The sequence below is a fragment of the Clostridium amazonense genome (assembly GCF_056431285.1).
The window spans coordinates 112,915-138,928 of record NZ_JBWKMH010000006.1; the positions used below are offsets into that span (position 1 = coordinate 112,915).

21 protein-coding genes and 1 tRNA gene are annotated in these 26,014 nt (G+C 26.1%); 14 read left to right on the forward strand and 8 right to left on the reverse strand.

The genetic code is table 11. The features are described from left to right. Window positions 1-118: 118 nt before the first annotated feature. The 4 genes from AC07E4_RS03210 to pdxR all read left to right on the forward strand — a co-directional run bounded on the left by AC07E4_RS03210 (window position 119) and on the right by pdxR (window position 4,589). Complete coding sequence (locus tag AC07E4_RS03210) at window positions 119-1,075, forward strand: TRM11 family SAM-dependent methyltransferase (RefSeq protein ID WP_478215710.1); 957 nt, start codon at window positions 119-121, stop codon at window positions 1,073-1,075. Between the two features lie 28 nt (window positions 1,076-1,103). Beyond that, on the forward strand, window positions 1,104-1,811 hold the full coding sequence (locus AC07E4_RS03215) for a 2-phosphosulfolactate phosphatase family protein (RefSeq protein ID WP_040328181.1): 708 nt from the start codon (window positions 1,104-1,106) through the stop codon (window positions 1,809-1,811). A gap of 185 nt (window positions 1,812-1,996) precedes the next feature. Continuing rightward, complete coding sequence (locus tag AC07E4_RS03220; RefSeq protein WP_430830190.1) at window positions 1,997-2,923, forward strand: DUF2232 domain-containing protein; 927 nt, start codon at window positions 1,997-1,999, stop codon at window positions 2,921-2,923. 217 nt (window positions 2,924-3,140) lie between these two features. Beyond that, window positions 3,141-4,589 (forward strand): MocR-like pyridoxine biosynthesis transcription factor PdxR, encoded by a 1,449-nt coding sequence (gene pdxR, locus AC07E4_RS03225; RefSeq protein ID WP_430830189.1) that lies wholly within the window; start codon window positions 3,141-3,143, stop codon window positions 4,587-4,589. A gap of 3 nt (window positions 4,590-4,592) precedes the next feature. Here the strand turns inward: pdxR and AC07E4_RS03230 are convergent, their stop codons facing one another. Next, a complete protein-coding gene (locus AC07E4_RS03230; protein ID WP_040328178.1) occupies window positions 4,593-4,859 on the reverse strand; it encodes a hypothetical protein in 267 nt (88 codons plus the stop codon). A gap of 769 nt (window positions 4,860-5,628) precedes the next feature. Here AC07E4_RS03230 and AC07E4_RS03235 point away from each other — a divergent pair. Then, window positions 5,629-6,576 carry a calcium/sodium antiporter gene (locus AC07E4_RS03235; RefSeq protein WP_040328177.1) on the forward strand — a complete coding sequence of 316 codons (948 nt, stop codon included), beginning with the start codon at window positions 5,629-5,631 and terminating at the stop codon, window positions 6,574-6,576. Between the two features lie 68 nt (window positions 6,577-6,644). Here AC07E4_RS03235 and AC07E4_RS03240 read toward each other — a convergent pair whose 3' ends face one another. Further along, a complete protein-coding gene (locus AC07E4_RS03240; protein ID WP_040328176.1) occupies window positions 6,645-7,865 on the reverse strand; it encodes a NupC/NupG family nucleoside CNT transporter in 1,221 nt (406 codons plus the stop codon). 656 nt (window positions 7,866-8,521) lie between these two features. Here AC07E4_RS03240 and murC point away from each other — a divergent pair. Then, window positions 8,522-9,898, forward strand: coding sequence for a UDP-N-acetylmuramate--L-alanine ligase (gene murC, locus AC07E4_RS03245; RefSeq protein WP_478215711.1), 1,377 nt, complete (start codon window positions 8,522-8,524; stop codon window positions 9,896-9,898). A 79-nt stretch (window positions 9,899-9,977) separates the two neighbouring features. On the opposite strand, the gene AC07E4_RS03250 is transcribed toward murC, so the two are convergent. The 3 genes from AC07E4_RS03250 to AC07E4_RS03260 all read right to left on the reverse strand — a co-directional run bounded on the left by AC07E4_RS03250 (window position 9,978) and on the right by AC07E4_RS03260 (window position 13,650). Continuing rightward, complete coding sequence (locus AC07E4_RS03250; protein ID WP_430830186.1) at window positions 9,978-11,405, reverse strand: APC family permease; 1,428 nt, start codon at window positions 11,403-11,405, stop codon at window positions 9,978-9,980. 521 nt (window positions 11,406-11,926) lie between these two features. Continuing rightward, entirely contained in the window at window positions 11,927-12,265 is a 339-nt protein-coding gene (locus AC07E4_RS03255; protein ID WP_040328173.1) for a hypothetical protein, read from the reverse strand. A gap of 11 nt (window positions 12,266-12,276) precedes the next feature. Then, window positions 12,277-13,650 carry an aldehyde dehydrogenase gene (locus tag AC07E4_RS03260; protein WP_040328172.1) on the reverse strand — a complete coding sequence of 458 codons (1,374 nt, stop codon included), beginning with the start codon at window positions 13,648-13,650 and terminating at the stop codon, window positions 12,277-12,279. Between the two features lie 318 nt (window positions 13,651-13,968). On the opposite strand from AC07E4_RS03260, the gene AC07E4_RS03265 reads away from it, so the two are divergent. From AC07E4_RS03265 to AC07E4_RS03290, 6 genes are all read left to right on the forward strand, one after another. After that, complete coding sequence (locus AC07E4_RS03265) at window positions 13,969-15,093, forward strand: sensor histidine kinase (protein ID WP_478215712.1); 1,125 nt, start codon at window positions 13,969-13,971, stop codon at window positions 15,091-15,093. 16 nt (window positions 15,094-15,109) lie between these two features. Continuing rightward, window positions 15,110-15,736: a response regulator transcription factor gene (locus tag AC07E4_RS03270; RefSeq protein ID WP_040328170.1), complete on the forward strand. Its 627-nt coding sequence runs from the start codon at window positions 15,110-15,112 to the stop codon at window positions 15,734-15,736. Between the two features lie 251 nt (window positions 15,737-15,987). Next, the gene (locus AC07E4_RS03275) at window positions 15,988-16,923 is read left to right on the forward strand and encodes an ABC transporter ATP-binding protein (RefSeq protein WP_040328169.1); all 936 of its coding nucleotides are present in this window, start codon (window positions 15,988-15,990) and stop codon (window positions 16,921-16,923) included. A 7-nt stretch (window positions 16,924-16,930) separates the two neighbouring features. Continuing rightward, window positions 16,931-18,043, forward strand: a complete 1,113-nt coding sequence (locus tag AC07E4_RS03280; RefSeq protein ID WP_478215713.1) for an ABC transporter permease — start codon at window positions 16,931-16,933, stop codon at window positions 18,041-18,043. 3 nt (window positions 18,044-18,046) lie between these two features. Next, window positions 18,047-19,189 carry an ABC transporter permease gene (locus AC07E4_RS03285; RefSeq protein WP_478215714.1) on the forward strand — a complete coding sequence of 381 codons (1,143 nt, stop codon included), beginning with the start codon at window positions 18,047-18,049 and terminating at the stop codon, window positions 19,187-19,189. Window positions 19,190-19,553: 364 nt separating this feature from the next. Next, window positions 19,554-19,629, forward strand: a tRNA-Pro gene (locus AC07E4_RS03290). Between the two features lie 173 nt (window positions 19,630-19,802). On the opposite strand, the gene AC07E4_RS03295 is transcribed toward AC07E4_RS03290, so the two are convergent. Together AC07E4_RS03295 and AC07E4_RS03300 are read right to left on the reverse strand one after the other, a co-directional pair. Further along, window positions 19,803-19,982, reverse strand: coding sequence for a hypothetical protein (locus AC07E4_RS03295; RefSeq protein WP_478215715.1), 180 nt, complete (start codon window positions 19,980-19,982; stop codon window positions 19,803-19,805). 48 nt (window positions 19,983-20,030) lie between these two features. Then, complete coding sequence (locus tag AC07E4_RS03300; RefSeq protein WP_478215716.1) at window positions 20,031-21,341, reverse strand: hypothetical protein; 1,311 nt, start codon at window positions 21,339-21,341, stop codon at window positions 20,031-20,033. Between the two features lie 508 nt (window positions 21,342-21,849). On the opposite strand from AC07E4_RS03300, the gene AC07E4_RS03305 reads away from it, so the two are divergent. Next, window positions 21,850-22,998, forward strand: a complete 1,149-nt coding sequence (locus AC07E4_RS03305; protein WP_478215717.1) for a papain-like cysteine protease family protein — start codon at window positions 21,850-21,852, stop codon at window positions 22,996-22,998. A gap of 144 nt (window positions 22,999-23,142) precedes the next feature. Here AC07E4_RS03305 and AC07E4_RS03310 read toward each other — a convergent pair whose 3' ends face one another. Then, window positions 23,143-23,679 (reverse strand): protease inhibitor I42 family protein, encoded by a 537-nt coding sequence (locus tag AC07E4_RS03310; protein WP_478215718.1) that lies wholly within the window; start codon window positions 23,677-23,679, stop codon window positions 23,143-23,145. 1,020 nt (window positions 23,680-24,699) lie between these two features. Here AC07E4_RS03310 and AC07E4_RS03315 point away from each other — a divergent pair. Next, window positions 24,700-25,842, forward strand: coding sequence for a papain-like cysteine protease family protein (locus AC07E4_RS03315; RefSeq protein WP_478215719.1), 1,143 nt, complete (start codon window positions 24,700-24,702; stop codon window positions 25,840-25,842). Window positions 25,843-26,014: the final 172 nt, after the last annotated feature.

Consider the following 26,014-nt stretch of genomic DNA (forward strand, 5'->3'; position numbering starts at 1 on the left):
ATTTAGATTTGAACTTGGAACTCTATACAAGGGAACAACTGATTTTTTAGTATTTAGTTTGTAATTGACTTTACAAAAGCAAAATACTACAATGAGGGAGTGAAAAGGACGTGTTTAAATGAATGATTTAATCTTAGAAAAAGAAAGCAATAAAGAATGTTTTTATGTTATAAATTATCCTGAATATGAAAAAGAGTTATGTGATTTAGAAATGAAAAGCATGTTTAATTATATACCAAAAGAAAAGTATATTTTGTCACAAAACTCAGTAAATCCTTCAAGAAGTCCATATATTAAAGAAAAAATTTCTATAATATATAAAGAAAAAAATCTAGAAGAAATAGTTAATAAAATAGAGTATAACAACGTATCATATGATGATTTTAAAGTTGTTTATATAAAAGCAACGGAAAATGATTCAGTGACTTATAATGAAAGACTTAAAGCTGTGCATGATGTGGGTTTTGTTATAACAGGTTATCCTGATTTGCATGAGCCTAAAGTGGTTTTAGGTATAAGCAAAGTTGAAGATAGTTGGATATTTGGAGTTTATGAGAAGAATAATTATGAATGGCATTTTCACGATGATAAGCCATATTCATATTCAAATGGATTAAGTGTTAGAATGTCTAGGGCAATAGTTAATATAGCAATAGGAAATGAAGCTGATTTAAAGGTAGTAGATCCTTGTTGTGGAATAGGAACTGTTGTTATTGAGGCACTTTCTCTAGGATTAAATATAAAAGGATATGAAATTAGCAATGCAATTGGTACAAATGCAAAGAAAAATCTTAAGTTTTTTGGACATGATGATGTTATAACCATTGGAAGCATGCATGATGTAAAAGAAAAATTTGATGTTGCTATTGTAGATATTCCATATGGATTGTTCTCACCAACAACATTAAAAGATCAAGTAAATATAATGAAAACAGCACGAAGAATTGCTAAAAAGATGATTATAATAACATTTGAAACTATGGATGAACATATAATTTCATCAGGTTTTAAGATAAAGGATACAGCAATAGTCACAAAGGGCAATTTTAAAAGATATATACAGGTATGTGAATAGAATAAAAATACATTAAGGGGATGGGTTTATGAATATAGATATAATAATTTCCGCAAGTGATATTAAAGAGGAAAAAATAAAGGGGAAAACAGTTGTTGTAATAGATGTTTTAAGGGCAACATCAGTAATGGTTACTGCACTTAAAAATGGATGTACAAAAGTTATACCAGTAAAAACTGTTGAAGAGGCAGTAGAGATTGCTAGTAGAGATAGACACAATTACATTTTAGGTGGAGAAAGAAATGCACTTAAAATAGAGGGATTTGACTATTCTAATTCGCCACTTGAGTACACTGAGGAAACTGTTAAAGGAAAAACTGTTATTATGACAACAACAAATGGAACTCAGGCAATTAAAAATTCAGAGAGTGCTGAAAATATAATAATAGCATCAATGATTAATGGTAGTGCTGTTGCTAAAAAAATAGCAAAAGAAAATAAAGATGTTGTATTTATAAATGCAGGTACATATGGTCAGTTTTCTATGGATGACTTTATAACAAGTGGATATATAATATCAAAAATAAAGGAAATGGTAGAAGTAGAATTAAGTGATATAGCAACTACTTCATTATATGTTTATGATAATAACAAAGACATAATATCATTTGTTAAAGAAGCATCTCACTATAAGAGAATATTAACTTTAGGGTTAGAAGAAGATTTAAAATATTGTTTAAGTAAGGATTTAACAGATATAGTACCAGAATATAATGATGGTGTAATAACAATTTAAAATCAAATTAGGAAGCGTTTCAAACAGTACATTTGAAGCGTTTCTTTTTATATAAAATTTAATTGTAGAAAAAAGATGTATAAATTTCGTTGCAGTATATGCTAAGTTAAGTATATACTATTTTAATATACTTGTTTGGATAGAGGTGATTTAAAATAAATACTAAGAAATTAACAGAAGCTGCAATGATATCAGCTTTGTTTGTAGTTTTAAGCTTAATAGCATTAAGTACGGGGATAGCATATTCCTTTTACTTAGATTTGATAGTACCAATAATAATATCATTAATGTATTTAAAGTGTGATTTTAAATATACAATTCTCTCTTGCATAACATCACTTATAATTATAGTTTTTGTAATTGGTGATGTAGGTTCAGGAATTTGGATGAGTCAAAGTATGATAGTAGGACTTATATGTGGTGCTATTATACCGAGAAAGACTTTGATTGTTGATGATTTACTATATTCAGCTATAGCAAGTTGTTTTGTTATGCTACTTATAAACTTATATTTTTCAAAATTATTAGGGTTTGATTTTATAAAAGATATACAAGTTATGATTGAACCTTGGAATATAAATGAAACTTTAAAAAATGTATTATACTACATATGTATAGCAGCATTGCCACTTGGAACAACTATTTTAGTTTATTTTGCAACTTTACTTATAGGAAAAAAACTTAAACTTTTAAGTGAAGATGGAAAGAAGAAATTTAAAGCAAGTATAAATTTCATAAAGTGTTCTGGTTACTTTTGTTGTAGTGAAAAGGCTACTATTATTTCAATAATATATTTAGTCAGCTTAAAGATTTTATCTTTGTTTAATTATAGTGTAAAACATATATACCTTAAAACATTGCTTGTATCAATACAATGTATAGTTTTGTATTTTGTAATAAAAGATTTTTACTCATTTATATGTAAATTTATTTACATAAAAACTAAATCCAATATAATAGTTAGATTGTCTTCATTAGTTATATTATTTCTTTTAATATACAAATTTCAAATAACTGCAATAGTAATAATTGTAGTTGGTTTTATAATAGACCATATATTTAAAATGCGAAAAAGTCATATAAATGTGATGGAACAATATTTAAGTTCATAAATTTTGAATTTTATTTATTATTGGTTTATGATATATAATAATTAAATAAGCAGATTGATAAGTTAAAAAATATTCTATAAAATAATTATCATAATAGATATGAAAAAATAAAGTTCATGTCTATTATGATTTTTTTATGTATTAAATTAGATTTTATTTGAATTTTGAAATGATATAATTAATACATATTAAGAAATATAAGTGAGGAGATAAGGACATGATTTTTTCTGCATTTAAATTAAATGAAGATGAGCCTATATATATTCAATTAGAAAATCATATAAAGGAAAGTATAGATAATGGTATTCTTCAAAATGGAAGTAAACTTCCTTCAACAAGGGAAGTAAGTAGTTTGCTTAATATTAGTAGAAACTCAGTTGTGTCTGCATATCAAAACTTAGAGAGCATAGGAATTTTACAAAGTGTAAAAGGAAAGGGCACATTTGTTATAACTGAAGATAAAGTAGAAGAAGAAAAATTTATAATAAATTGGAATGAAAAATTTAATAAATACGCAAGTGTTTGTGAAGAATTAGATATAATGAAAACCGAACTTCCATGGAAAAAGGGAATGATTTCATTTAAAAGTATTGCACCAGAAGAAAATATGTTTGATTTAGAGGAGTTTAAAAGAGCATTTCTGACAGCATGGTCATTAGAAGGCGATAAGCTTTTAAATTATGGATATGCAAAGGGATATAAGCCATTAATAGATTATTTAATGAATTATATGAGTGAAAAAGGTGTAAACACAGAAGAAAAAGAAGTTCTTATAACGAATGGATTTACTGATGGATTTGATATGGTTTTAAGTTCATTAACAAATGAAAATGATGTAGTGATATGTGAAAATCCAACTCATAATACAGCACTTAAAATAATGAGGGCGCATGGTTTAGAGGTTGTTGGAGTTAATATGGAAAATGATGGCATAAATATTTTAGATTTGGAAGAAAAGATAAAAAAATATAAGCCTAAATTATTATATATAATACCTTCATATCATAATCCAACGGGTATAGTTATGAAAGGTGAAAAAAGAAAGAAAGTGTATAAGATTTGCGAGCAGTATTCTATTCCAATAATAGAAGATGGATTCAATGAAGAATTATTATATTCAGGTTCACATACACCGCCTATAGCATCACTTTGTAAAAATGGAAATGGCGTTGTATATATTGGAAGTTTTTCGAAGATTCTATTTCCAGGGCTTAGAATAGGATGGATATTTGGTGATAAAAACTTAATTGGTACACTAGAAAGTGTTAAGAGATGTAGAACAATTCATTGTTCCTTTCTTGATCAAGGAGCATTTTATCATTATATGAATAGTGGGGCGTTTTTTAAGTATGTAAAGAAAATAAGAAAATATTATAAAGATAAGTATAAGTTCACACTAAATGAAGTTAGAAATAATATTCCTTGTGAAGAGGTTATGGGCGAGGGTGGACTACACATATTTATTAAATTAAAAAATGTAAATACAAGAGAAGTTCTTGAAAAATGTTATGAAAAAGGTGTAGTTTTCATGCCAGGAGATTTATTTTATACAGACGATAGTGGAAGTTCCACTATGAGAATAAGTTTTTCTAGAGTAAAAAAATCTGATATAAGAAAAGGTATAAAAATAATTGGTGATGTAATTAAAGAATTAGGTAATAACTAATCTTTAACTATCGTCTAAAATCTCGGTTGCCACAGAAAGTGTACTTTCAAGTTTATATTTAAAAGTTCTGCTTGTTAACGCTCCTAAAAAATTATTAATTGATACATGTTTATAAAATTTAGATGATAGCTTTTGATTTTTATAGGATTTTAAAATAACAGGAGTCACAGTATAAACATTATGTTTTCTAGTAAAGTACATGGTAGATACAACTTTAGCTCCAAAAGTCATAATAAAGACAAACATTGAAATAAGTTCATAAAAATTCATAAAAAATACCTCCTAAAAATAAAATATATATCTTAACATGTTATAAAACATGGAATATAGAATTACTATAAAATATATAAAAACAAGTATTCTATAGAGTTTAAAATTATTAGAGTTAGTACTAAGAAAATAGTTTATTTAATATATAAACTAAGATAAATTATTTTATTACTTAACTAATTAAAGTTAAAAACTATAAGAAACTTGATGCAAAGTTTAATAAAGTAAATTTAAAATTATTTCGTTTTTCTTAATAAAAGTATTTCGTAAAATACAGTATAAGATGTAAACAGGATGATAAAATACATTTCCTCCTTATGAGTCATTTTGGAAGTTGCAAAAACCATTAAGAGCGGAAAAAGTATAAATATCTGAAGAAATCTAAAAACACGAATATTATTCAAGATATCACTCCTAACTTCCAAATTATTACTATATGAATATTATGTTATTTTTATGATAAAATGTAAATGAAATAATTTCTACAAAGGATGATAAATAACTTACAAATTATGTAAAAAAGAATTGCAAAATAGAAAAATGAAGTTGAAAACTTCTATAAACAATTATTATGAAATAAAAACAGACATATTCTTTATAAAAATATGTAATAAAATGATATAATCTTTTTTGTATGGATTATTTAATAGAGAGTTTTATAAATAATGTTTGTATTTATTACAAATAATATTAAATGTGCAACATAAGAATAGAAATAAATTTTATGTTGTGATTTTAGGTTAAAAAATGAGAGAAAGAAGGGAAAAAATTGAATTATGTACTCATACTAGTAGGTTTTGTATTATTGATAAAAGGTGCTGATTATTTTGTAGATGGTGCATCCGCAATTGCAAAAACATTTAAAATTCCTACATTAGTTATAGGTCTTACAATAGTTGCATTTGGAACTAGTGCACCAGAAGCAGCTGTTAGTATAACGTCAGCAATTCAAGGCCAAAATGCAATTGCAATGGGAAATGTTGTTGGATCAAATATATTTAATTTATTAATGGTTGTTGGAGTGTCAGCATTTATATGTCCGTTTAGTGTTAAAAAAAGCATATTATTAAAAGAGTTTCCTTTTGTTTTATTATCAGGAATAGTTTTATTAGTAATATCTTTTGATACAGCATTACAAGGAAGTGCGCAAAACATATTAACAAGAGGCGATGGAATAATTTTATTATTGTTCTTTGGAATATTCATGTATTACCTTATAGCAATGGCAATAACATCAAAAGATGATGATTGTGAAGATATAGAAGAAATGCCATTAAAGAAAAGTATTTTACTATCTATAATAGGAATTATAGGAATAGTTTTTGGTGGAAAAATTGTTGTAGATTCAGCATCAGCAATAGCTATTCAGTGGGGAATGAGTGAAACATTAGTTGGACTTACAATAGTTGCTATTGGAACATCACTTCCAGAGCTTGTAACGTCTGTAGTTGCAGCAAAGAAAAATCAAAGTGATATAGCACTTGGAAATGTTATAGGCTCAAATATGTTTAATGCATTCTTCATACTTGGAATTTCAGCAACAATTCATCCTATACAGATTGGAGCATCTGTTATAACAGATTTAGTTGTACTTTTAATAGTAACATTAATAACATATGCATTTGCTATAAGCAAAAAGAAAGTCAACAAAATGGAAGGTGCTACATTAGTAATAATATATATAATATATATGGCTTATATAATAATGAGAAATTAGAAAAATATATAAAAATAGATAGGATAAAGAATCCTATCTATTTTTTATGTAATCTTAAAAGGTGTTAGTTAAAATAATATTCCTGCTATTGTTGCAGTCATAAATGCTGATAATGAACCAGCTAAAACGGCTCTCATTCCAAGCTTTGCAATATCTTTTCTTCTATCAGGAGCAAGGCTACCAATAGAACCTATTTGTATAGCTATAGAACTAAAGTTTGCAAAACCACAAAGAGCATATGTTAATATAACAATTGTTTTTGGTGAAAGTGCTTTACTTGCTATTAATGGTGAAAGATTGCTATAAGCAACAAATTCATTTAAAACAACTTTTTGACCTAAAAGGTTACCAGCAGCACTTATATCTTGAGTTGGAATACCCATTAAAAATGCTATTGGTGAGAAAAGCTTTCCAAATATCCAGTTTAAGCTTAAGAAATCAGCACCAAAGAATCCACCTACGAAACCTAAAACATAGTTAACAAGTGCTATTAAAGCTACGAATGCAATTAAAAGTCCACCAACATTTATTGCAATTTGAATACCTTCAATGGCTCCGTTTGAAGCAGCTTCAATTATGTTTGTAGCTGTTTTTTCAGTTTCTAATTTGAAATCACCTTTTGTTACAGGCTCTTCAGTTTCTGGAATTAAAATCTTAGCAATAACAAGACCAGCTGGAGCAGCCATAACACTAGCAGCAAGTAAGTGACTTGCACTAACTCCCATAGCAACATATCCAGCCATAACACTACCAGCAACAGTAGCCATACCACCAACCATTACAGCAAATAACTCTGATTTTGTCATTTTACTTATATATGGTTTTATTATTAAAGGCGCTTCATTTTGACTTAGGAATATGTTTGAAACAGCAGAAGTTGTTTCTGCACCACTAGTTCCTAAAAGTTTTGCAAGACCTTTAGAAATTATGGAAATTATGAATTGCATTATACCTAAGTGATATAATATTCCCATTAATGCTGAGAAGAAGATTATTGTAGGTAAAACATTAAATGCAAAAATAAATCCGAATGAATTTGTATCCATTAAATTACCAAATACAAAAGAGCTTCCTTCTACAGTAAAGGCTAATAGTTTATCAATTATTTTACTTAAAAATCCAAAGAACTTTTGACCAAGAGGTACTTTTAAAACAAGTAATGCAAAGATTGCTTGTAAAGATAAGCCTATACCTACAAGTTTCCAGTCAATTTTCTTTCTGTCGCTTGAAAGTAGGTACGCGATTAATAAAAATACAACGATACCTAAAATACCTATAAATTTACCCATATTTACCATTTCTCCATTATTAAATTTTTGTTTTAAATTTTAAATTCCATTGTTTAAAATAACATAGAATTTATACTAAATTTATATAGTGTGTTTTATTTTTTAAATAAGTACATATATTATTTTGAAAAGAGTATTCACTTATATATAAATCCCAAAAGATATATATTTATTCATACTAATTTGTTAAAAAATATTTAATGTTATATTAAAAATGAAAAAAATGATTAAAACTATATTTAAATATAAATTATAACTATACAATTTTCAATAAAAAAATTTTGAATAAAATTTTAAAATGGTGTATAATGTACAATTTAACATTGTAGTATATGGCTAAAAATAAGGATTTTTTAATAAAATGTTAATAAAAAACATTTGTTAAAGAAATAACATTTAAGCAATTAAAAAAATAAATTTTATTATGAATAATATGATAAATAAATATTAAAAAATGAAATTACATAACTTGCAATTTGGAGGATTATTATTAGTCAATTTTTGAAAATTAGAATTATAGTTTTGATTTTTGTAAATATATAGACATTTATGTGTTTTTTTCATTGCTTTTGTATATAATTATTAGTATGAAAAAATATACAAGGTAATAAATAATTGAATATATTATAGTAAAGATAATTAAGGAGTTGTTAAAAATGTCTTTTGATTTTTTAAGAGATACTCATAAAAAAGTTCACTTTATAGGTATAGGTGGAGTAAGTATGAGTGGACTTGCAGAGATACTTATTGAAAATGGATATAAAGTTTCAGGTTCAGATAGAAGTGAATCTGAAAACACTAAAAAACTAAGAGAACACGGTGCTGAAATTTATATAGGACAAAGTGCCGATAATATAAAAGATGTAGATTTAGTAGTGTATACAGCAGCTATTGCAGCTGATAATCCAGAGCTTATGAAAGCTAAAGAAGAAAACATAGCTTCTATGAATAGAGCAGAATTTTTAGGATCTATAATGAAGGGACATAAATATGGAGTTGCTATAGCAGGAACTCATGGAAAAACAAGTACAACATCAATGATGTCACATATTGTTTTAGAAGAAAAATTAGATCCTACTATCTTAGTTGGTGGAAATTTAGATGTTATTGGTGGAAATGTTCATATAGGAAAAAGTGATTATTTCATAACAGAAGCATGTGAATATAAGGAATCATTCCTAAAGTTTTATCCATATATAGGGGTTATCCTAAATGTTGAAGAAGATCACCTAGATTACTATAGAGATTTAAATCATATAAAAGATGCATTTAGAAAGTTTATTAGCATAATACCTGACGATGGATATGCAATAGTTAATGCAGATGATGAAAATTCAATGGATGTAATAAAAGATGCTAAATGTAATGTTATGACCTTTGGAATAGAAAATGGGGAATATAGAGCTAGAAATCTTAAGTTTAATGATTTAGCTTGTGGAATTTTTGATTTATATAAAAATGATGAAAAATTGTTTACTGTGGAGTTAAATGTTCCAGGAAAATATAATGTATTAAATGCTATGTCAATAATTTGTGCATCGTTAGCTTTAAATATAAGTCATAAGTCTATAGTAGATGGATTATTTAATTTTAGAGGAACACATAGAAGATTTGAATTTAAAGGTGAGAGAGATGGTGTTAAGGTGATTGATGATTATGCTCATCATCCAACTGCAATTAAATCACTTTTAGGTGGAATAAAAAATTATCCTCATAATAGAACATTCTTTATATTCCAACCACATACTTATACAAGAACTTCAACATTATTTGATGAGTTTGTGCAAAGCTTTGAAGGCATTGATAACTTAATACTTGAAGATATCTATGCAGCAAGAGAAAAGGATACTGGAATAGTTAGTTCACAAAAATTAGGTGATGCAGTAAGAAAAACAGGAGTTAGGGCTATAAATATGCATAGCTTTGAAGATACTGTTAAATATTTAAATGAAAATGTTAAAGAAGGAGATTTAATTTTAACAGTAGGCGCAGGAGACGTATATAAAATAGGAGAAATGTTTATAAATCAATAAAATTATTGATTTATAACAAAAATAAGATGATTTCTATATTTAGAAATCATCTTATTTTTATAGAATGTATAAGATATTCTTATTGGTCTAAACTTGAACCAATGTCTTTATTAGTTTTCTTTGCAATAATTGGCATGATTAAACCAAGTCCAATTAATACAAATGGAGTTATTATATTTAATGCTAGTTGGAATTTGTCTTCAGAGTACATTCCACCAATACATGCAAATGCAGTGAATGCGAAACACCATGCTCCAAAGATAATACCTACAGCTTTACTTTTTACAAACTTATATTGTGCATCAAATTTATCTCCAGCTTTCTTAAGTGCAATGTATGCAAGGAATACCCATAGGTAACGAAGAGGCATACAAACAGCATTTAATTTAACTAATGCTTTAACTAATACGTCAACATTTTCTATTCCAAACATTGGTATAACAATTAATAAAGAAACAATAATTGTTATAAGTAAGTGTCCATTTGTATAAGCACCATTTTTGTTTTGTTTAAACATAGAATCTGGTATAAATCTTCTATCAGCACTATCAAGTAACATTCTTAAAGGTGCATCTATTGAAAGAATTAATGTTGAGAATTGACCTATCATATTTGCAATTGCATAAATGATTAAGAATAAATTTCCAACATGATAGTAGCTACCTAGTTTTTGGAATGCGTAGTATGCTCCGTTTGTAAGTAAATCTTTTGGTACATTGTTAGAATCGAACATCATACCAAGTGAAATAGTTCCAAGTATAGCACAAACAGCAACCATTATTGCAAGTGTTATCATACCTTTAGAGAATCCAGTTTCAGGATTTTTCATTTTATTAACATATGGTGATATTTTTTCACAACCACCAACAGCAAATACAAGTATTGATAAACTAGTAAAGAATTTAAGATCAAATGTTGGCATAAATGTTTTTAATGACCAATCTATAGAGTTTAACTTAGCACCTGTAATTGCAGGAGCTGCTGTCATTAATAAAATAAATAGAATTGATAATACAAACATAGATGTTCCAGCAAATGTAGCTAATTTCTTTAATGGATTTAATCCTTTTGATGCAATAAACATACCAATTAAGAAAATAACTAAGCAACATAACTGTAATTTTTTAGTGCCTATAGCACTAATTCTGTTATCTTGGAAGATTGCCCAACTTGATGCAATCATAAATCCAGATGGTTTTTGAGAAATATAAGGCATATGAACTATCCAATAAGTCCAACCAGCATAGTATGCAAGTTTAGGTCCAATAGTTTCATTAATCCATGAACTTACTCCTCCACCAGAATTTTTAAAAGCAGAGCCTAGCTCTCCAACCATTAATGCGTAAGGGACAAAGTAAATAGCAAAAATTATGATCCAAGATACGATAGCTTTAAGGCCATTATATTCAGAGAATCCGTTGATAACGTTACCGAATCCCCAAACTGTGGAAAATGCCATAAATGCTAAGGTATACCACATAATCTGCTTGTCCTTCTTTTGTTCCATAAAAAAATCACCCCGTGTAAAATATTATATTGTATCTATAAAAGTCTAAATTTATTGCATAATATAAACAATTTATTAACAAAAAAATGAAGGCTATCCATCATTAAATGAATTTTTGAATACAATATTTTTAAAATTCTATAAATACATTCAAAATTATATACCTTATTATAGTATTTGTATATATATTTTCCAAAAATAAATAAAATTCTCACAATGTAGTATTAAAAAACCCATAATAAGGCAAAAGAAGAGACATAAAAGAAGATATAGTCGAATGATGAAAAAATCACAGAAAAGTTAAGTTTGAATAAAAAGTTAATGAGTTAACAAATGATATAAAACTTAATTTGCAAATAAAATAATTATTAATATGGAGTTTATAGTAATCTAAAAATGCAAATTAACTTAGTTAAAAACTTTAACTAAGTTAATTAAAAATGAAAAGAGAGAACTTAGTTGTTAATTTAAGTCTCTCTTTCTATATTTATTAATAATTTAATTACATAGACTATATGATTTTATATAAAATTCATTTCAACTGAATAATCTTTTAAAAGTATTGATAAACTTTGATTTAAATAATTGAATTCAAAGTTACAAACAGTAGAGTGTATACCACTATCTTTTAAAAAGTGAACAGTTCCAATATTGTTATTAGGGTCTTTACAAATTCTTACCAAAATGGACTTTATATCATTAAATTGAATACGAGATGATAAATTAGTTGAATTTAAATTAAAGTTTACTGTTCTATCATTTAAGAGAATAAGTAAGTCTAAGTCATATTCACGATCTTTGAATGTTTTTATTTCAAAGTCACTTTTTATATTTAAATTATAATGATTAAATTCGTACATTAAGATAACTCCTATTTAAATATTTTCTTTAATTTTGAGAGTTTACTTGAACTAAATGGTGGGTATCTTAATGGAACATCCATTGAAAAATCCTTTTTTACTACAGATTTTATGTGAGAAAAAGTTTCAAAGCTAGATGCACCGTGATATTTTCCCATGCCACTTTCTCCAACGCCTCCAAATGGAAGGTATAATGAAGCTACATGAATTATAGTTTCATTTATACAAGCACCCCCAGAAGTTGTTCTTTGAAGAATTCGAGAAATATTTTTTTCATTATTAGAGAAGAAATAAAGAGCTAATGGTTTAGGTCTTTCATTAATTGTATCTATAACTTCAGTTAAAGATTCAAATTCTAAAACAGGAAGTATAGGTCCAAAAATTTCATCTTTCATAACTTTATCTTCAAAGGTTATATTATCTAAAATTGTAGGCTCTATATACAATTCATCTTGGTCAATATCACCACCAATTGCGATTTTTCCACAATTTAAATAATCAATTAATCGTTCAAATGCTTTTCCATCTATAATTCTAGGGTAATCATTTGATTCCTTAGGATTTTTGCCATAAAATTTTATGATATATCGTTTTAAATGTTTAATAAGTTCATTTTTTACACTTTTATGAACGTATAAGTAATCAGGAGCAACACAAGTTTGTCCTGCATTTAAAAATTTGCCCCAAACGATTCTTTTTGCAGTTAATTTTAAATCAGCAGTTTCATCTACAATACAAGGACTTTTACCACCAAGTTCTAAAGTCACAGGAGTAAGGTTTTTAGATGCAGCTTCCATAACAATTTTTCCAACTGGCACGCTTCCAGTAAAGAATATATAGTCAAATTTTTGATCTAAAAGAGAAGTGTTTGCAGCTCTTCCACCATTAACAACTGAAATTAATTCTTTCGGGAAATTTTCCTCAAGAAGTTTAGTTAAAACTTTAGATGTATTAGAACTTTTATTAGATGGTTTTAATACTACAGTGTTCCCCGCAGCAATAGCTCCTATAAGTGGTGCCATTGATAATTGGAATGGATAATTCCAAGGAGAAATTATTAAAGTGACTCCATAAGGCTCAGGATAAGTAAAACACTTTGCTGGAAATTGTGCCATTTGAGTTTTAACTTTTGTAGCTTGCATCCAAGTTTTTAAATGCTTAATTGTATAGTTAAGTTCTTCAAGTACAATTCCAAATTCAGTCTCGTAGCCTTCAAAGTTAGATTTTCTTAAATCATTATGAAGAGCATCTAAAATCATGCTTTCATTATTTTTTAATATTAACCTTAATTTATTTAATTGAGTTAATCTAAAATCTACACTAAGAGTATTTCCTTTTAGAAAAAAGTTACGTTGAATTGTAACAATATTCTTTATATCTATCATATAAACACCTCACTTAAAACATTAGTTTTAGAAAACTAGTAATATATTTAATAAACTTAAATTATAAATTAGTACAACCTTTTAAAAATACAATACTAAGAATTAAATATAAATTCATTATTATAACTTCATAAAGATATTATATCAAAATTAATGATTAATAATGAAGGATAGAACTGAAATATTAGATTGAATTCCTATATATATTATATACTGAAAAATTCATTTTAAAGTTTAAGATTTTTGAAACAAGGTTTTTATTATAAAAAATAGAATTATAAAGTAATAGGGGAAAAGTAAATAATAGGAGATTTAAAAATGAGGGCAATGATAGGTCATGATTATGATATATATATGAGATTTTTACTGATATTTTATATAGCTTATGATTCTGTAATTAAAGATTATGCAATTCAACAATCTATTATTTTTTTATTAGTTATTATAATAACAACAATTAGTATACATTTAATTCAGGATAGGTTTAATAAATTTATGCTTGTATTTCAAATGATAATTTCTTTCTATTTTTCTATAATGTATACACCAATTGCAATTTTATTCTTTTATGTTAGTTTAGTAGACTTATTGTTGAATTTTAAATTATATACAATAGCAAACATAGCAATTATTATAGTTATAAATTTTGTAATAGATGATAAAACACAAACTATACAATTTATTATAATATCACTTGCGTATTTATGTTGTAAAAAGAATTATAATATGATGATAGAAAATAATTTGAAATGTAGGAAGGAAATAGAGGATAAGCGAATATATATTAAAAGTTTAAATGAAAAAATAAATAAAGAAATAAAATATAGAAATCAAGCTTTATACACTAAAGATTTAGAAATAAGAAATGAGTTGGCAGGAAAAGTACATGATAGAGTTGGACATACTATTGCAGGGAGCATAATGCAGCTTGAAGCATGCAAGATAGTGTTAAATAGCGATGATAAAGAAAAAACATGTAATATGATTAATAACACTATAGGCGTGCTAAGAAGTGGTATGAATGAAATAAGGAAAACTCTCAGAGAAATAAGACCTTTAGATGAACAGATAGGAATAAATAAAGTTAAACTGCTTTTAGAGGAGAAGGTTCAAGATACAGGATTTAACTTCTCGTTAGATTATAAAGGCGATATGGAGAAAATAGATAAGGAACAGTGGATGTGTATATTAGATTTTATTATGGAAACTTCAACAAATACACTTAAATATTCAAAGGGAAATCATATAGGTGTAAAAATAGAGGCTTTTAATAAAATGTGTAAAACGCAGGTTTCAGATAATGGTGTAGGGTGCAAGTATATAAAAAAAGGAATAGGTTTAAAAAGCATAGAGGAAAATGCTTTAAAATTAGGGGGAAACATATTAATAAATAGCAATGAGGGTTTTGAAGTTATATTATTAATTCCTTTCAAAAAATATTAAATATAAGGGGGATAATATGATAAATTTAATAATTGCTGATGATGACATTTTAATTAGAGAAAGTCTTAAGATAATTTTAGATGCAGATAGTGAAATAAATGTATTAGAAACTTTTGAAGATGGAAAATCTGCCCTTCAGTTTTGTTTAACACATAATGTGGATTTAGCACTTTTAGATATTAGAATGCCCATTTTAAATGGAGTTGAAGCAACAAAAGAAATAGTTAGTAAAACCAACACAAAAGTAGTGATTTTAACAACTTTTGATGAAGATGATTATATAAATAAGGCACTTACATTTGGTGCAAAAGGGTATTTATTAAAAAACAATACCCCTAGTGAAATTATAAATACATTAAAGATTGTTATAAAAGGCAACTCTGTAATACAAGATGAAGTTATGGAAAAGATAAAAAATAATATTGGTAAAGAAGAAAAATGTAAAATAGATAAAGAAATGTTTACTCAAAGAGAAATTGAAATTATGGAGTGTATATCAGAAGGACTTAGTAACAAAGAAATCTCAGCTAAATTATTCATATCAGAGGGAACAGTTAAAAATTATATAACATCTATTTTAGATAAAACGGGGTTAAAGCACAGGACTCAAATAGCTATATATTGCATAAGAGGAAATGTATAAAAAATAGTTTAGATTTTTAAGTTAAGAAGTTTGATTAATTTAATTGAAAATGCAAAATTGAAAACTGAAAATGAGTGTGTAATTTGAAATAAGATGTAATTGTTAAGTATATCAAAGTGAAAAGATAAACTAAAATATTAATTATGACTAAAGTCATGGTTAAGATGTGACCTTCTCTACATTAATTAGAGGAGGTATTTTTATATAATAATATTAAAGAGATGACTATTAAGAACATGGGGGGCTAGAAGATGTATGTTGTTGAATTAAATGGGGTTACTAAGAAGTTTGGAGAATTTATAGCACTTGATAATATGTCTTTAAATATTAAAGAGGGAGAAATATATGGGATTTTAGGTCCTAATGGTGCAGGTAAAAGTACTGCTATTAAATTAATTTGTGGAATTTTAAATCCTAGTTATGGAATAGTGAAAGTTATGGGAAAAGAAGTTAAACCTAAAATGAAACATGCAAGAAAAAATTTAGGGTTAGTACCTCAAGAAGTTGCTATTTATTCAGAGTATACAGCATATGAAAATGTAAAGTTTTTTACAAGTCTTTATGGTTTTAAAGGAAAAGATTTAGAAGATAAGATTGAGAATGCATTAACTTTTACTGGATTAATGGATGTAAAAAATAAATTAGCTTCAGAGTTTTCAGGGGGAATGCGTAGAAGGTTAAATATAGCTTGTGGGATTGCTCATGAACCTAAAGTAATAATAATGGATGAACCCACAGTTGGTATAGACCCACAATCAAGAAATTATATACTTAAGGCAATTAAAGAGCTTAATAAAAAAGGAGCAACTATTATATATACAACTCACTACATGGAGGAAGCAGAAGAGATATGTTCAAATATTGGAATTATTGATAATGGTAAACTTATAGTTCAAGGTAATAAAGATGAATTGAAAAGTTTGGTTTCAGATAAGAAAAATTTAAGAATATCAATAAATAATTTTGAGGAAATAAATAAAGATGAAATAAAAAATATAAGAGGGGTAAGTAACATTAATGTTTACGAAAATAAGGTGATAATAACATCACTAAAAGAAGTTAATAACTTAGATAAAATAATAAATTATTTTACAGGCAAGGATATTGAAATTAGGGATATAGATTATGAAGATGTAAGTTTAGAAACGGTTTTTTTAAGTTTAACAGGAAAAAGTTTAAGAGAGTAGGGATTATATGAAGGGAATAATAAAACATGTAATTTTAAGTAATATAAGATATCCTAAGAATTTATTATTCAATATGCTTTTCCCTATATTTTTAATGCTTTTAATAGGTGGAGTTCTATTTAATAACTTTGATAATGTTGCAAAGATTGAGCCTTTTAATGTATATTACTACGATTTGGGAACACAAGAAAGTAAAAAAATATTAGCGGAAGCTATTAGAAATAAAGGAAGCATAAAAGCTGAATTTAAAAAAGTAAACAGCTTAGAAGAAGGAAAAGAAAGAGTTAAATTAGGAGAGGATGTATTTATATTTTTAGATGAGAATACAATTAAAGTTTATTCCAACAATAAATATCTTATAAATGGTGGAATGATTAATGGATTGCTTGAAAGTATAAATAGAAAGATAAGTTTAGAAAATAAAGTAGGAAAATTAAATAATAATGAAATTAAATATAATTTAGAGAGAAATAATGATAGAGAAAATGTAGCGTTTGATAAAGTTGAACAAAAGAGAGCACAAACATCTTTTGATTACTATGGTGTAGTTGAAATTACAATGATGGCAAGTTATCTTTTATTCTTTTCTATGTACGGAATACAAAGGGATAAAAGATTAGAATCGAAGAATAGAATAATGATTACTAATATATCTCCAAGCAAGTATTATATAGCAAAACTAATAGGATACTTTATTTTAGGAAATTTAATAATACTTCCAGGGTATCTATTTGCAAGATTTATTTTTAAAGTAAATTTTGGAAGCTATCCAATCTTAGCATATGTGGGAATAATAAGCTTGGCTATGATGTTTATAAGTCTAGGGCTTTTAATTGGAGGTATATCAAATGAAAAGAATGATGGACTTAGTAAATTATTATACTCAATAATATTTCCTGTTATGAGTTTTTTAGGAGGATGTTATATTAGTTTTCCTGATGAAGGTGGATTTAAAAGTGCTAGTCTTTCACCTTTAAGATGGACTAATTTAGGAATTTTTAAAATGGCAAACTCTAACGATTATTCTGTAATAAAAGTAGCCATATTGTTAGATATTATCCTTTCAATAATTTTTTTATGCATGTTAAATAAATATGCGAGAAGAGAGGAGGCTATTTAGAATATGAGTTTTTGGGTTTTATTTAAAAACAACATGAAACGAATGATTCAAAAGCAAACAGGTACTTTTGCTATAAGTATTATTATTCCAGTCATAATTCTTATTGTTTCAGTTAAGTATTTTACAATAGGGGAATGGGGATTAAGAACAGTTATTAATGACAAGGATAATACAACTACATCTAAAATAATAGTAGAGCAAATAAATAATATAGAAGGGTTATCGATTAAAGATATAAAAGAAGAGAATATTGATGAATTTATAGAGAATTATGATTTAGATTTATGTATAACAATACCTAAAGGATTTGAAAATGCAATAATAATGGATGATGACAGTGAAGTGATATTTAAACAAGGTAAAAATAGTGAGATTTCTAGTGGAATTAAAGAAAAGTTAAATATAGAAATAAACAACATAAGAAAATTATCTACAGTTAGTAATAAAAATCATGAGTTATACAAAGATACATTGAAAAAATATGATAATGGAATTGTAAGTATAGAAAGGTTAAATCTTAAAGATTTGAGAGCTAATCATCATATATCTAGGTTTTTTATAACAATTGTAACAATGTTTATATTTTATAGGGGATTATACGGAGCAAAACTTATGGTAGAAGATAAGGAGAGTGAAGTTTACACTAGAATTTTTTCAGGAAGTGTCACAAGTACAGAGTATTATTTAGCTAATATATGCTCGACTTTAGTTGTTATGATTATTCAAATTTTAATTTGCCTTATTTGTTTAAATACTTTAGTAAATATAGATGCTGGGTTAAAATGCTGGGAATTATTTATAATATTATTGGTTGTAGCTATAAGTGCTGTATCGGTTGGAATAGTATGTTTCTCCATTTCAGGAGATATACAAGGTTCAGGAATGATATTTAATGTAGTTAGCATGGGAATATTAGCACTTGGAGGATGGTTTTTACCAAGTAGTTTCTTCCCAAAATTTATAAATAAAATATCATATTTTATACCAACTAGATGGACTATGGATGCATTATTAGATTTGCAACAAGGAGCAAAATTTAGCAATATAACTTTAAATTTATTAATAGATATACTTTTTGCATTAGCATTATTTACAATAGCAGCCTACAAAACAGCGAAAAAAGAGAAAATATACAAAGATTTATAAATAGAGAAATTAGAAACAAAGGATGAAGTAAGAAGAAACACTACAATTCTGTATATAAATAAAATGTAAAGGAGGGGATTTATAGTAAGTTAAAGTTAAATTTTATTAGTAAAAATATAAATCACTATTAACTAAGGGTTGTTTCAAAATAAAATTATATTATTTTGAAACAACCTATTTTTTATTTTATAAACATTTAAGTTTCTTAAGTAAAATTAGAGAGAAATTATTGACATTACTATGATTGTAATGATGTGAAAAGGATGATAATCAATAAATTTTGGAAGCTTAATTATTTCAAATAAAAAAATATAAAAAAAGTGTTGACATATTTATACACGTGTAATATAATAATTTATGTCGCCGGGGTGTGGCGCAGATGGGAGCGCGCGTGGTTTGGGACCATGAGGTCGCAGGTTCAATCCCTGTCACCCCGACCACTAAAGAGAGTTGCATAGGCAACTCTCTTTTTTACTTGAAGAGGTTTAATTTATGAAGAAAATAAAATTGAAATAATAAAAGATACTAGCATAAACAAAGTAAATGCTAGTATCTTTTGCTTTAATAACAATAAAATGTTGTTATTATTTTTATAAATCGTAGTATTTAATGATTAAGCAAGTGGTGGTGGTTCTATTACATAACGATTTAAATTTTCTTCAGACATAGTTGATGCAAGTGCAGTTTGACTTTGTGTATTTTTAGATAGGTCTATTGATAAACCACCTAAAAATGGAATAGTTAATGATAAAGATAAAGTCAACATTATTAATGATTTTGAAAATTTTTTCACAAAAATCACCTACCTTTCAATATAAAAATAAATATTTATAGTAATAAACTAAGTAATGGTTTTTAATACAAAATCCATTTTAGAATTGTATTCCAAAACTGTTTTAAAATTATTATAGTTTGAATATAATCTTAATAATTCATTGTAGGACTTCATACTTAGAATGTGATTATTTGTGTATGAAGCTAGTCCTATTATATTTTGTATGACTTCTTCAATTCTTTTGTAGTCATTTAAATTTATATAAATTTCTTTAAGTAATTCATATGCATTCATTAAACAATAATTATTATTGGTTTCTTTTGATTTTATAACCACCTTATTTAGTATTGATAATGCATTGTTATACAATCCCTTTTTCATGTAAATAGATGCTTTTTCAATTAGTGTATGTGGTAGTTTTTCAATATCAATTTTAGAACGAATATCTTGTGCTTTTTTAGAGTATAAAATAGCTTTGTCAAGCTGATTATCTTCAGTGTAGAATGAAGATAAATTTGTATAAATGTGAGCAAGAACCTTAGAATCTATAGGTTTGTCACTAGAACAAATAGACTCTAAAATTTCAATAGCATCACTAATTGAACCTTTTAATGCATAACATGAAGCTTGTACTGATTTAGAATATATATAATAATTAGGCATTAAATCTGAGTCCGGATCATTATCTAAACTATTTATAAATATTTTAGATAGTTCAATAGATTTATCATATTCTTTTATGTTCATATAACATAAAGATAAATTATATATGCAAGTATTTGTTAAACTTGTTTGGTTAATTTTTTCAGCAATAGATTTACACTTAGAAAAATATGAAATTGCATTATAATAATCTAATAAACTGTAGTAACATGAGCCTATTTTTTTATATATATAAGTTGAAAAACTAGTGGTGTCTGAATTAATAGAATTGAGTAGATTCAAAGATGTAAAATAATTTTCTAATGAAGTGTTATAGTTATTTATGTCAAAATAATAATCACCTATTTTTGTATAGATTTGAGCTTTAATGAAGTCTAAGTTATATTCTTTAGCAATAGTTAATAATATCTCTAACTCATCTATAGAAGAGTTAGTATTTAAATGATTAACACAATATCTTTTAGCCTCTTCTTGCTTTGTTCTTAAAAAGAAATTTTCGTCAAGTTCTATGTCTAAATTTAATTCCTTCTCTAATGCAATTTGTTTAAATCTACATATCAATAATTTTGATACATCTTTAGATATAATTGAGTTTCCGCTTTCTAAAAGTTGTAGATAATCTTTAGTTAAATTTTCTGTTGCTAATTCTTCAGTACTTATATTTAATTTTTTTCTTAAGAATGCTATTTTTTCTCTTCCTTCCAGAAAATTCAAATATATCACCTCACACAATGAAACAAATTAATACCATAAAATTAAATAAATAACATAATATTACAATATACTAATAATTATACTATAACAAATTAAATAATCAATAGAAATAATAAATAAAAAGTAAATATTGATACTATTTAAATTTAAAGAGTATCAATATCATAATATAAAATAACATATATTACTATTTATTGTACTATAATAGCAGAATAGTAACAAAAACAAGAGTTAAAGTGTTAAAGTTTGATTTGAGAGAGTCTGTTGTGAAATAAAAAAATAATTAAGGATATATAGAACTTTTAATAACAGATATGATAAAAAGATATTATTTACTACAAAATATATTAAAAATTATATAAAATATTGAACAAAAATTTAAAAATATGTACAAAAAATCGTGAAATATGTATAAAGAATTAATTTTAAATTTCAAGTTACAAAACATGAAAACTTTTGTATCTAATTAATATAATGAACTATAAGTATTTATATATTAGGAGGAATTATGAAAAACAAAATTAAAAAAATTGCACTTTTTATGATTATGTTGTTTTCAATGTTTATTGTAACAACAACTAGTAGTTATGCATTAACTACTAGAAATAGTGGTGACTTTAAAATTATTTCTGAGAATATACCAAGTGACTTGAAAGAATATGCTATAAAGGAGCTTCCTAAACATATTCAAAATGTAAGAATGGAAGCTGACCAATATGGATTTAAAGGTTATAATGTTCAAAACTTTAAATTAGCAGAACCTTTTAGCGTTTACTCAGAAGAAAATGGTAATGTATACTATTTCCCTGTTACAGACAATAATCAAATAGTTGCAATTTTAGGTGTAAGCAAAGTTTCAGGAGAAGGATATACAACAACTTTTGAAAAAGGATTTGCAAGTGAATTACAAGCAATGGTAGAAAATGAACACCATGAGTTTAGAATAGTAAATAATAATAATGAGTTAAGAGCAGTAAGTCCTACTAAATCTGTATTGTTAGCCAAAACATACACAGAGACAAATAAGGCTAACACTAAAAAATCTAACTTTAATAATTACGATTTAGAAAAAAATATAAACAAAGCACAAGAAGAAACTATAAACTCAAAAGAAATAACAACACCATTAAATGAATATGCTAAAATTAATGATAATAATTATGTACAAGCAGCACAAAATAGCAACAATTTACCAATACAAATAAATTTACAAGGCTCACATCCTTGGTGCTGGGCAGCTACAGCTTCAGGAATAATAAATTATGAAAAAGGAACAAACTTACAAGCTGTAGATATAGTTAGATATGTATTTGGTTCAGAAGTTGAACAAGGTGGAACTTGGCAAGATATATTAAAAGCATACAATGCTTGGGGACTTTATCCAAATGTAACTAACACAGTACCATATAATAATGTAAAAGCTACTATAGATAGTGGACATCCAATGCATCTTGGAATGGTTTCTTATCAAGCTGGTGGACACGCAATGACATTAAGAGGATATACAGAAAATAGTGATGGAACTAAATCATATAGTTTAATAGACCCAAACAAGAGCTACTATGTATCAGTAAGTGCTCAAAGAGATAGCAGAAATGTTTGTTATATACTAGGTGGATACAGATTCTATTGGGAATCTACTTGTTCAGGATTTTAAAATATAAAATTAATTAATAAAAAACCTTTGTGACGTTTAAGTCATAAGGGTTTTTTGTATGATTTTAAAAATATATTAGAAATTAATTTAATTGAAAACAATATAAGCAGTTAACTAATAAAGTAACTGCTTATTTTTGTATTTTTACTCTGATTTTATATTCATATTTAATGTGTTATATACTTCTTTTGTTTCAGTAGCAATGTATTCAAAACTAAGAGCTTCTTCACCTACATTTGTTATTTCAAATTCAAAGTTGTTTCTACGTGGTGATGAACCATCAGCTTTAGAGTTTAAATTGCTGTATTTAGGAAATGTAAAAAATGAATTTTTATAATTTAAGTTTTTTAGGTTAGATTCATTGGAGAGTTTCCAGTCAGCTAGAATTGTGGCATTTGAATATAGGGATATATATATGGTGCTATTTTTAGGAACGGATATTGTAGGATTTTTATCAGCACTTACATTCTTATTCATAACAAGTTTATTAATCTTTGAAGTGCATGAGTCCTTAACCATAACATAAACATATTCTTCTCCAATTTTAAAGTTTAAATCATAGGTGAATTTTGTAAGCAAAGATTTAGCAGAACCTATATTAAGTTTTGTAGTTGAGAAGGATTGAATAATAAAAATAATTACAAGTATCATTGCAATGCCGATTGTAACTTTAATTTTCAAATTGTAACACCTCCTTATATAGGGTTCCAAGTTAATATTTTAGTTTATACAATTATTAATTGATAATATTATCTTTGAATTTTATTATTAGTTTTCTTTTTGGAACCAGTTAACAATTGAAAATTGACAATTGACAGTTATGGTTAATATTACTCATTTCATTCCTAATATTTAGAATAGAAATATATAAAAACTACGTTTTTATATTGTTTTCAACTAATTTGCTGTGCAAATTTAATAAAAAATCATTCTTTAAAATTGGAAATCCAATTTTTACATTAACTTTCAATTTTCCATTTTCAATTAAATTAATTAGAATTCTCAAATGAAACATGAATAACGGTTTAAATAATTCCTGTTTCATTTACTAACATTATTATCATTTAATATTTGAATAACTTAAAGTTTCAACTTGTTTCCCCATACTATATAGTATATTTACATATGAAAAATAAGAACACTATATCCAAGCTTGAAAATGAAATTACTATTATATAAATTGAGAATTTATATAAAAATTAATAATTAGAAATGAAGGATAAAACTTAGTTTTATAAAATATCCAAAGAAACAGTTATATTTAATTTTAAGGGTACAATTTATTGATGTTTTTGTATTTGAAACAAAGTAAGAAGTAAAAGTGAAAGATGATGTCAGACATTATTAACTTTGTTCCTAATATCTAAATATACAAACACCTAAAAATTACGTTTTTATATTGTTTCAACTAATTTGCTATGCAGATTTAATAAAAAATCATTCTTTAAAATTGGAAATCCAATTTTTACATTCACTGTCCACTGTCAATTTTTTTAAATATAGATTAGAACTTAGAGTTAAAATTCTCAACTGAAATATAAACAACATAAAGTTTCAAATTATATGCCTATAGACATTTATGAAGAATAAGAACAAAAAATGTATAAATAATAAAATTTTGTTTTAAGGAAACTAAGTAAGAAAGAATTTGTTTCTTTTTTAATATAATAAATTATAAAAAATATTATATTTGGAGGGAATATGTATAAAAAAATTAAAAAGCTTTCTTTGTTTATGGTTATTTTGTTTTCAATGTTTCTAATATTAACTACAAGTGGTTATGCAATAAATAGCGGTAATAGTGATTTTAAGATTATTTCTGAAAGTATATCAGCTGATTTAAAGGATTATGCTATTAAAGAACTCCCAAAACATATACAGAATGTTATGGTGGAACCTAAACAGTATGGATTTGAAGGGTATGATATACAAAATTTTAAGTTAGCAGAACCTTTTAGTGTTTATAAAGAAGATTTGGCAAAGGTATGCTATTTTCCAGTTACAAGTGATAATAAAATAGTTGCAGTTTTAGGTGTAAGTGAGAATTCAGAAAAGGGATATACATCAACATTCGAAAAAGGATTTGCAAGTAAATTACAAGCTATGGTAGAGAATGAACACTCTGAATTTAGGATATTAAATAACAATAATGAATTAAGAGCAGTAAGCCCTACTAAATCTATAGTATTAGCTAAGACTTATACAGACACTAACGCAAACCAAGAAAATAAATCTAAATTTAATATAAATGGATTAACAAAAAATATAGATGCATCAGATGAAAAAATTATAAATTCAAATAAAATAGTAACTCCATTAAATGAGTATAATAAGATTAATGATAATAGTTATAAAGCAACATCAAAAACCTCAAATAGTTTACCAATAAATATAGTTTTACAAGGGGAGCATCCTTGGTGTTGGGCAGCAACTTGTGCAAGTATAATTAATTATGAAAAAGGCACACATTTAGAGGCAGCAGAGTTAGTTAAGTTTGCATATGGTGAAGAAATTGAAAAAGGCGGAAGCTGGAAACAAATGAAAATGGTATATAATAATTGGGGGCTTTACCCAAGACAAACAGTTACAGTGCCTTATGAAGAAGTTAAATCTATAATAGATGGAGGTCATCCTATTCACTTAGGAATGTTATCTAATAACGGAGCACATTCAATGACATTAAGAGGATACAATGAAAATAGTGATGGAAGTAAATCATATAGTTTGATAGATCCAAATAAAGATTATTATGTGTCAGTAAATGCTGAAACTAGAAGTAATCAAGTTTGTTATATACTAAATGGTGATTCATATTATTGGAGTTTTAGTAGATTAGATTTCTAGAATAGATAGAGTTTCAATTTAAAATGTTAGCTTAAGGCCCTATGGTTGTTATAAATACAGTGATAATGTATAATTGGAATGAAATTTAACTTTAAATTATAAATAATTAGGCATGCTCAAGAATTTATGTATATATATAATAGTTTATTGAGTATGCCTTAGTATAGGAGAC